General features: G+C 44.0%; 7 protein-coding genes, 1 pseudogene, 1 riboswitch and 1 other annotated feature. Of the genes and pseudogenes, 2 read left to right on the top strand and 6 right to left on the bottom strand.

Annotated features, from left to right (window positions below):
* Positions 1 to 440 precede the first annotated feature (440 nt).
* The 4 genes from GXZ17_RS10240 to GXZ17_RS10255 all read right to left on the bottom strand — a co-directional run bounded on the left by GXZ17_RS10240 (position 441) and on the right by GXZ17_RS10255 (position 4,625).
* Entirely contained in the window at positions 441 to 1,760 is a 1,320-nt protein-coding gene (locus GXZ17_RS10240; RefSeq protein ID WP_409377187.1) for a TrpB-like pyridoxal phosphate-dependent enzyme, read from the bottom strand.
* 60 nt (positions 1,761 to 1,820) lie between these two features.
* Positions 1,821 to 2,618 (bottom strand): ABC transporter ATP-binding protein, encoded by a 798-nt coding sequence (locus tag GXZ17_RS10245; RefSeq protein ID WP_409377193.1) that lies wholly within the window; start codon positions 2,616 to 2,618, stop codon positions 1,821 to 1,823.
* Between the two features lie 16 nt (positions 2,619 to 2,634).
* Positions 2,635 to 3,528, bottom strand: a complete 894-nt coding sequence (locus GXZ17_RS10250) for an ABC transporter permease (RefSeq protein ID WP_409377188.1) — start codon at positions 3,526 to 3,528, stop codon at positions 2,635 to 2,637.
* An 83-nt stretch (positions 3,529 to 3,611) separates the two neighbouring features.
* Positions 3,612 to 4,625 (bottom strand): ABC transporter substrate-binding protein, encoded by a 1,014-nt coding sequence (locus GXZ17_RS10255; protein WP_409377189.1) that lies wholly within the window; start codon positions 4,623 to 4,625, stop codon positions 3,612 to 3,614.
* Between the two features lie 47 nt (positions 4,626 to 4,672).
* Positions 4,673 to 4,888 (bottom strand) — a binding site (T-box leader).
* A gap of 71 nt (positions 4,889 to 4,959) precedes the next feature.
* Here GXZ17_RS10255 and GXZ17_RS10260 point away from each other — a divergent pair.
* Positions 4,960 to 5,502: a methylated-DNA--[protein]-cysteine S-methyltransferase gene (locus GXZ17_RS10260; RefSeq protein ID WP_409377190.1), complete on the top strand. Its 543-nt coding sequence runs from the start codon at positions 4,960 to 4,962 to the stop codon at positions 5,500 to 5,502.
* Here the strand turns inward: GXZ17_RS10260 and GXZ17_RS10265 are convergent.
* Entirely contained in the window at positions 5,461 to 6,030 is a 570-nt protein-coding gene (locus GXZ17_RS10265; RefSeq protein WP_409377191.1) for an ECF transporter S component, read from the bottom strand. The genes GXZ17_RS10260 and GXZ17_RS10265 overlap by 42 nt on opposite strands.
* A gap of 82 nt (positions 6,031 to 6,112) precedes the next feature.
* Positions 6,113 to 6,253: riboswitch (FMN riboswitch) on the bottom strand.
* Between the two features lie 1,451 nt (positions 6,254 to 7,704).
* Positions 7,705 to 8,790 (bottom strand): uroporphyrinogen decarboxylase family protein, encoded by a 1,086-nt coding sequence (locus GXZ17_RS10270; protein ID WP_409377192.1) that lies wholly within the window; start codon positions 8,788 to 8,790, stop codon positions 7,705 to 7,707.
* 186 nt (positions 8,791 to 8,976) lie between these two features.
* On the opposite strand from GXZ17_RS10270, the pseudogene GXZ17_RS10275 reads away from it, so the two are divergent.
* A pseudogene (locus GXZ17_RS10275) lies at positions 8,977 to 9,184 on the top strand (ISLre2 family transposase); the annotation flags it as partial.

Here is a 9,184-nt window from a genome sequence, read left to right on the forward strand (position 1 = left end):
CTCTAAACCGTCCCTCTCCCTCCGAGGGCTTCTCTTTTTGTCATGCCTGAAATTTTTTATCAGGCATCCAAATACTTTTAAATACCATGGACCCCGGCTTGAAGATTGCCGGGGTGACGAGGAGGTGGGAATCCATGTTTTTTGCTCTTAAATAATTTAGACCCCTCGTAGAACCATTCAGGAATGAGAGACAAGGCGGTGACAGAGGCATTCAGGGTGGCGAAAAAAAAGAAGGAAGGCTATAGAGCGCCTTCCTTTATACCCGATAGAGCATGCAAGAGGATAAACAAGAAAGAGGTTATAGAGGATGCTCCCTTATAGCTCGGCTACAGAGAAAGCATCCCCCATTTGTAATTTCCTTAACATCAGCCCTCCAGATAAAAGAAACTCCCAACCGGAGGGGAATAAATAAGCTACCATACTTAAATAGAGCTCAACTTCTACGATTCGTGGTTTATATCAGGAAGACCCTCGTTGATGTAGAGGTCGTAAGCTCCTAAGTCTAAAAAGCCATGGCCACTCAGGTTAAAGAGAATAACTTTCTCTTCTCCTTCTTGAGTGCACTTTTGGGCTTCTTCTATTGCTGCCTTTATAGCATGAGCGCTTTCGGGAGCCACCACTATCCCTTCAGTACGAGCAAAAAGCATAGCAGCTTCAAAAATCGCCTTTTGCTGGTAAGATTGGGCTTCTAAAAAGCCCAGGTTGTAAAGCAGGCTCAAAATGGGCGACATGCCATGATACCTTAAGCCCCCGGCATGGATTCCAGGAGGAATAAAGTCATGTCCTAAGGTGTACATTTTCAAAAGAGGAGTGGTGCGAGCCACATCTGCATAATCATATTCATATTTCCCCCGTAAAAAAGAGGAACAGGCTACCGGCTCTGCTGCAATAGCTCGAAAGTCCTTTTCTCCTTTTAATTTATCCCGCATGAAAGGGAAAAGGATACCTCCAAAATTGCTTCCTCCTCCCACACAGCCAATTATAATATCGGGGTATTTTTCTCCTGCTTTTTCCAGCTGCAGCTTAGCTTCTTCTCCCACAATGGTCTGGTGCAAGAGAACATGATTGAGCACACTACCCAGACTATATTTAGAATTAGGAGTGGAGGTGGCATCTTCAATAGCTTCGCTGATAGCTATCCCCAGGCTTCCCAGGGAGTCGGGATCTTTAGCTAACACTTCTCTTCCTATGTTAGTCTGGGAGCTGGGGCTGGAGTAAACCTCTCCTCCCCAGGTCTGCATTAAAACTCGCCGGTAGGGCTTTTGTTCATAGCTCACTCGCACCATATAAATGGTACATTCCAGGCCAAAAAACTGGCAGGCCATCGCCAGAGCCGACCCCCACTGGCCAGCACCGGTTTCAGTGGTTAATCTCTTTGTGCCGTCCTTTTTATTATAATAAACCTGAGGCACAGCGGTATTGGGTTTGTGGCTCCCCGCCGGGCTCACTCCTTCATACTTATAGTAAATACGGGCAGGGGTTCCAAGGGCTTCTTCCAGGCGCCGGGCTCTAATAAGAGGAGTGGGACGCCAGAGAGAATAAATATCCAAAATCTCCCCCGGAATGTCTATAAACCTTTCTCCGCTCATCTCCTGTTCGATCAAGCTGGGAGGAAAGATGGGTAAAAAATCTTCCGGCCTAGCTGGTTCTTTAGTAACAGGATTGAGAGGAGGCTCCAGAGGACAGGGTAAATCGGGGATGATATTATACCAGGTAGTAGGTATCTCTCTTTCACTTAATATTATCTTGCTCTCTTCCATATACCTTCTCTCCTTTCTAGCGCTCACTCTCTAAAAGAGTAAAGCGAATTTTTTTAGTTTTTAAGAAGATAACAATGCTCGGTCTTCGGTAAATTTTTTGTGTCTCAGCTCGCTGAACCTCTCCAGAAGCTCTTCGATAGTCATCTTCTTCCTTTCTTCTCCTACAAGGTCAAGAACTATCTCTCCTTCATCCATCATCAGAGTACGGTCTCCAAAGCTCAAAGCGCTTTGCAAATTGTGGGTAACCATTAAAGCAGTGAGGGTGTTTTCTTCAATCAACTTATTAGTAAGCTCCATAATTTTCTCTCCCGTCTTGGGGTCTAAATTAGCGGTGTGCTCATCGAGAAGAAGAATTTTGGGATGACCAAAAGTAGCCATAACCAGAGCCAGTGCCTGTCTTTGCCCACCAGAGAGTAACCCCACCCGCTCTCGCAGTCTTTTCTCCAGACCCAGGCCCACATCGGCAAGCTTCTCTTGAAAAAATTTCTTTACCTCATCGTTTATAGCCGGACGCAGACCTTTCCTTTTGCCTTTGAGGTAGGCAAGAGATAGATTTTCTTCAATGGTCAGAGAGGGAGCGGTACCTTGAAAAGTGTTCTGGAATACCCTCCCTATATAAGGAGCCCGGCGGTAAGCGGGAAGATTAGTTACATCCTCCCCGTTTATCATTATCTTCCCACTATCAGGCAAATAACTACCGCTTATCAGGTTAAGAAGGGTGGTCTTGCCTGCACCGTTACTCCCTACCACAGTCACAAACTGTCCTTCTGAGATTTTCAGGTTTAGATTACGAACTGCCCATTGCTCATCCTGAGTGTAACGGAAAAAATATTTATTCACATTTTCCAGTTGTAGCATTACCTTATTTTCTCTGTTATCCATTTTGTTTTGTCCTCGCCCTCCGGGAAAATCTTTCTTGCACAGCAGGGTAAGAAAGAATAATAATCACTATAAGGCCGGTAAATAGCTTCAGGTCATAGGGCTTAAACCCGATGTTATAACCCCAATTGAGAGCTACAGCAGTAGCTAACCGATAAACTATCGAGCCCACTATTACCTGGAGAGTCATAACAAAAATTGTCTTTCCCCGCATCAACACCTCTCCCACAATCACCGAGGCCAGGCCCGAAACCACCATGCCAATACCCATATTCACATCCACAAACCCTTGATGTTGAGCAAACATGGCTCCCGAAAAGGCTACGAGAGCATTGGAGACACTAACCCCGATTAGCTTCATAGAGTCAGGGTTCACACCCTGCGACTCTACCAGAGTTTCGTTATCTCCTGTGGCCCTAATAGACAAGCCGATTTCTGTTCCTAAAAAAAAGTCCAATAAGAGCTTGATACCCACAATTAAGAACAGTAAAAACGCCAGGCGGAGATAAGCTTCTGGCACTTCCGGAAACCAATCTCGTAAAATAACAAAAATAGTTCGATGCCCCAGATTTTCCGAGAGAGAGATATTTGGCCTTCCCATAATTCGGAGATTTATAGAATAAAGACAGGTCATGGTTAATATCCCGGAAAGAAGAGCAGGAATACGAGAAAAAGTGTGCAAAAAACCGGTGAAAGCCCCGGCTAAAGCTCCAGCTAAAAAAGCAGCTAACATCGCCCATCCTGCACCAAAACCGTGATATATCATGACAGCAAAAACTGCCGCCCCTAAGGGATAGCTACCGTCTACGGTGAGGTCGGGAAAATCAAGACACCGAAAAGTGATGAACACCCCCAGAGCCAATATCCCAAACAATAAACCTTCTTGCAAGCTGTAAAGGAAAAAATTGCTAATAGGCTACCTCCTCTTTAGCTTTAAAGGGGAGAAGTATTTTGCTTCTCCCCTCTTGATTATCACTCTGGCAATGCTTCCAGAGAAACTTCCACTCCCTGAGCCTTCATGTCTTCTATAAAAGCGTTAAGCTTAGATGTAAATTCTTCCTCATCCAGACCCAGTACTTCCACCGTTCGTGGATTAAACAAAAGTTTTAATTTCCTGGCAAACTCCACCGGTATCTCTCCTGGGTTTTCCCCTTGAAGAATCCGGGCCACCAAATCGGCTGTTTGCCGACCATGGAGATAGTAATCAAAACCCAGAGCTAAAAGTGCTCCCTGGCTTACTGTGGTGGGGTCAGCCAGAAAGAGAGGAATTTTGTTATCCTCACAAACTTTAGCCACCGTATCTAAAGCGCTTATCACTGTATTATCAGTGGCCACATATATAGCGTCCACTTTCCCCACTAAGGATCTCGCAGCCATGGATACATCGGCAGTGGTAGCTACTGTGGCTTCCAGAATTTCCATACCCAGCTCAGCGCAAGCTTCTTTAGCCATGTCATTGGTAACCACTGAGTTTACCTCTCCAGCGTTATAGAGATTGCCCACCTTTTTAGCATCGGGGAACAGAAATTTTATGAGATACATCTGTCTATCCACCGGCACCATGTCAGATACTCCGGTCACATTGCTTCCCGGTTTTTCTAAACTGCTCACCAGGCCAGCGCTCACCGGGTCAGTTACTGCAGAAAAAACAACCGGTATCTCTCGAGTGGCATTAACTGCCGCCTGAGAAGCAGGTGTGGCAATGGAGACAATTAAATCCACTTTTTCAGAAACAAATTTCTGAGCAATGGTATTGGCGGTGGGCATATCCCCCTGCGCCGACTGAATGTCATACTCGATGTTTTCGCCCGGGATATAGCCATACACTTCAAGAAGAGCATCTATTACCCCATCCCTCACGTTATTAAGAGCAGGGTGGTCTATTATTTGCACTATCCCGATTTTGATTTTTTCTTCCCCCCAACCACAAACCGAAAGCATTCCCACGAGGAGTATCACCAAACTTACAAGAAGAATTTTCTTCACCTTAACCTACCTCCTTTTTAGGCTCTATAAACAAAAGCCCCTCGCCACACAGGGACGAGGGGCAAAGCTCGCGGTGCCACCCTTTTTGGGTATCTAACCCCACTCTTTTCCTCTATCGGGGAAACGGTAAACCTTAATCGGAATTATCCCTTTCGGTTTACTCCTCCAGGACCCATTCGTATTTGCTCCAATACCGGGCTCCCACCTCTCCCGGCTCTCTGCAATTGGTAACAAAAACTACTTTTTCCCTTCTTCGGATTATTTTTTGTTTTTTCTGCTATATTTCTTATATAATTTAGCTATAATTATACTCGGAAGTGAGGATAAGTAAAGAGTGTCAAGAGCTTATTTTTCTTATTTGAGAACCTGGCTTGGCTTTTCTCTCGTTTCCTGGCAAGAAGATAGGCTCCGGGCTTTTATCTTGCCCCAGAAAAGCAAGGAAAAAGCTTTATCTATCTTTCAGAAAAAAGCCGGGTTTAGTTTTTGTCTTCGTCCCCAGGAAAAAAGTCCCTTTCCCTATCTGGAAGAAGCGATTCAGAATTATTTTGAGGGTTACCCCGTCTCTTTTTCCTGTCCTTTTTATTTAGATGACCTTACCCCTTTCACCCGGGAAGTTCTAAAAGCCACCGCCCCCATCCCCTACGGAAAAACACTCACTTATGGACAATTAGCAGAGAAGATAGGAAATCCCCGAGCTTCTCGCGCCGTGGGAAGAGCTCTGGGGCAAAATCCCCTGCCTCTTTTAATTCCCTGTCACCGAGTCACCGCTCGCTACAACTGGGGAGGGTACTCTACTTACGGATTGCGGTTTAAAATTCTTCTCCTTTCTATAGAGTCAAGACCGGACCCGGGTAGTAGCTTTACCCCTTTTATATAAAGGCTCTTCTATAAAGTTGCTGATTCTCTTATAAACCAAAAGAGTAATGGCTCCATTTATAACTCCCTTCAAAAGATTGAAAGGGATAATAGCAGGGAGAAGCATCCCCTTGACTACTTCTCTTCCCACCCCCATATAAAGAGGAGTTACGAGCAGATTGGCTCCAGCCATAATCACAGTCATAAAAAGGGGAGCCACTATTAAACTGATTATTGCGCCGTTTTGGGTACGTCGTCTTTGATATATAAAACCAGCCACAGCCACATAGCTCCCAGTAGCTAAAAAATGCATAAGCACTCCCCAGGGGCCTCCTTGACCGGTGATTAGCGCAAATAGCACCGCCACCACAGCAGTCAACAATAGGCCCAATCCTGGACCAAATTTAAAACCGGCCACCAAAATGGGGATATCCCCCGGGTCATAGAGAAGAAAAGGTGCTTGAGGAATAAGAGGAAAATGAATTAACAAACTTACCACCAGAGATAATCCAGCCAATGCTCCACCATAAACCAGCTTTTTTTGTTCCACGAAAAATGCCTCCTTTTTCTTCTCCAGGGTCAAAAAAAGCCCTGGAAACTTGAACTTCCAGGGCTTTTGATGCTTCTCATCTTTACTTCTTCTTTCTTCCGGACTTTACCGTCGGCTCCGGCTTCTCACCGGATCTACCCCGGAGGGCTCGCGGGCTCAGAGCTTCTGCCCTTTACCGCCGGTCGGGAATTGGTTTAATCCTCACCCTGCCCTGAAGAAGTTTCTTTTACCGTGTTTATTTTAAAAGCAAGAGGTCGAGCTGTCAAGGGGCCGAGTTGCCTAAACTAAAACTAAAATTAAAGTGAAATTATTATTCCCTTAAGAGAATATTCTTAAGGAGGGATTAGAGGTGAGGTATCTCTTGAAAACACGAAGAGAAATTGTTTATGAAGGAAATTAAGGATATAAGAAATTATCCAGGAAAGAAAAAAAGAGAGGCTCGATAACCTGGTAGCTATTACTGGATACAATCGTGACTATATTTGCGATTACTCTCCCAGTATGGTAGGTATGTTTATATGAAAGGTGTTTATATGAGACATTGATGAGGCATTGTATCTATTTCACCTACTTGGTGTTTGGTAGAATAGAAATACAGCACAGCGGAAGTTAAAAAGTACAGCATAAAAATTACCATAAACTTGGAATTCAGCAAGTGGAATAAAATATTTTATGATGAGAAAATAACAGCCGCCATCATCGACATTTACTGGTCTTTTCCGAACCAAGTTATCCTTTGCCTCATTCTACTATAAGCTGTTAGTTCTGAAATTGAAGGTGCTGCGAAAATTAACTTCCGGAATGCTGCAAATTCATATTGCCAAATACAACCCCCGAAGAAGAGAGCGTCTCTTATTGTTCTGTCACAGGTTGTTTGGTGATATGCTTATAGTTAGCGAATATATTCGGAAAAAATTCTGGAGCGTGTATTAAATGTTAGAGGAAGCAATGGCCATTAAAAATGTAAAAATGTGATTGTGGACGCTCTTTCTCGAGAGGGCATCGAAAAGGTGAGAGTAATTCTTTTTGGTTCCCGAGCGTGGAGGGGATCCTCAAAAGAGCAGTGACTGGGATTTGCTGGTTCTCATCGATACAGAGCTTCCTCTCCCAAAAAGGAAAGGAAGCTGGAGCGTTCTTTATAATGACCTCCACCTTTCTTTTCCCGGCTACTCTTTTGATATTCTTATAAAGAATTCTGCAGTTTTTGAAAAGGAAAAGCTGCCATTGTTCACGAAGCCTATCTTGAGGGAAAGAGGTATGAAGGAGGAAATCATCAGCTACTGAATCAAGAAAGCCGATGAAGACTTTATGTCGGCTGAGTATCTGCTGGAGGTGGCCGAACCCCCCCATGGGCGTTGTTTGTTTTCACTGCCAGCAAGCAGTAGAGGGGCATCTCAAAGCCTACGACTTATCTGGACATAAGAGCGCCAAAAAACCACGACCTGGCTTCTCTTTTGAATTGTCTTTTTGTTTTTAGCGCTGTAGGCCATCCTATCATCACTTCGTTTTGCTTTACCAAAGGGGCACTTCTTGAGAATTTTCCAAGGGACATTATTGTAGAATAGCTACGGGATAGGTAAAATCGCTTCTCGCTATACCCGGGAGGAGGAACACACCATGCTCTTGAGCGATTCTCGGTGAGAAACCCGGCTCTTGTGATTGCCGGATCTTCTTTCATAGTTCACTCCGACGAGCTTTGTAGATGAGTTCTCGATAATGGTTAAAGTTTTCCAGAGTCATCTCCGGGGGAACTCCTCCTGCTCCTGAGAGTATGAATCTTCTGTCTCCTCCTATCTTTACCGCTTCTCCGATGTGCTCTTTCAGCTCTTCTTTGTTCATCTGGCCAATGGTGCAACTTATTCCTCCTTTTAAAGTTACTGCCTCTCCGAATTCTTTTTTTAGGGCTGGAAAGTCCATTCCATCATATGAATCGAGAGGATCGATGGAATCAAATCCCACCTCTACCAGATCTTGAAACAGGGGCATAATATTACCGTGGGAGTGAAAGGTAACTTTCAGACCTGCTTTCTTAAAGGCTTCTACCATTTTTCGGTGATTATCCTTGAAAATCTGTCGATATTGTTGAGGGCTGAAATAGGGAGCCTTTTGTGCCCCGAGATCATCGGTTATCCAGATACCATCTACTTCACACTCTTCTTTTACCATCAAACCCAGTTTGATGATAGCATTTACTGCTCGCTCTGACATTTTCTTCACTCTCTCGGGATTCAGGACAATATCCATTAAGGTGTTTTCAAATCCCCGAAAGAGCATCCAAGTAGCCTCAAAAGCTCCTTTGCCCTCCATAGTGACAAAATATCCTCGGTCTTTGAGCTTTTTCACTGGTTCTCGGAGGGTTCTTATCCTTTTTCTCAGCTTTTCTTCATCAGGCTCGGACAATCTTTCCCAGTCTTCCAGATTATTTACCGGGTTATAAATGGCTTTGGCGTGATAGGGCTTTTTGCGCCAGTACCAGATTCCTCCATAGAAAGTGCGAGCCAGGAGGTGGGTATCGTCTTCGGAAATTATGTCACAAAAGATACCGGGGCCACCTGGTATATTCAAAGGAGCAGGGATTATTACCCAGTCAGACTGGAAAAGTTCAGCCTCGAGATGAGCTATTTCTTCCCACCCTGCTTTCATCACCTGAGGGCCAAAGAAAGATAGCCGAGCCTCCAAACAGTTAAAACCATCGATATAGGGAAGAATGTCGGTGGGCTTTCCTTCTAAAGCATTGATTATTCTCTCATAAGAAGTCATAGAGCCTTTCCCCTTTAACTTTTATTTCTTTTATTATATTATCATTTGCAACGTTGTTAGTGTAAACTTATCGTAGGAGTTTTAAAGAAGAAATATTTTAAAGAAAGGAGAAAAAAAGAGACCTCACCATCCAGTTTTAGTGGTATATATTTGTAAAACACACAAATCATATGGAGGTGAGGTCTCATGAATATAATATACCATTCCTTAAAAAGATTCCAGAAGGTTATAGAAGCTGTTTGCCATCATCTGGAAGGAAAAATGGATTTCCTGACTTTCCAGGAAACATTAAGAAAAGAATTGAACCAGTTAGGAACAGGTATCCTAATTGATGTCTTAGAAGCTAAAGACCAGTATATATGGGAACATAAAGAAGAGAGAAAAGGCTGGGAAG

This window comes from Candidatus Sordicultor fermentans (assembly GCF_012728195.1).
Lineage (GTDB): Bacteria > Atribacterota > Atribacteria > Atribacterales > Caldatribacteriaceae > Sordicultor > Sordicultor fermentans.

Bases quoted from the DNA above. Each gene is read 5' to 3' on its own strand.
- GXZ17_RS10240 (WP_409377187.1), bottom strand. From the start codon at position 1,760: ATGGAAGAGAGCAAGATAATATTAAGTGAAAGAGAGATACCTACTACC.
- GXZ17_RS10270 (WP_409377192.1), bottom strand. From the start codon at position 8,790: ATGACTTCTTATGAGAGAATAATCAATGCTTTAGAAGGAAAGCCCACC.
- GXZ17_RS10245 (WP_409377193.1), bottom strand. From the start codon at position 2,618: ATGCTACAACTGGAAAATGTGAATAAATATTTTTTCCGTTACACTCAG.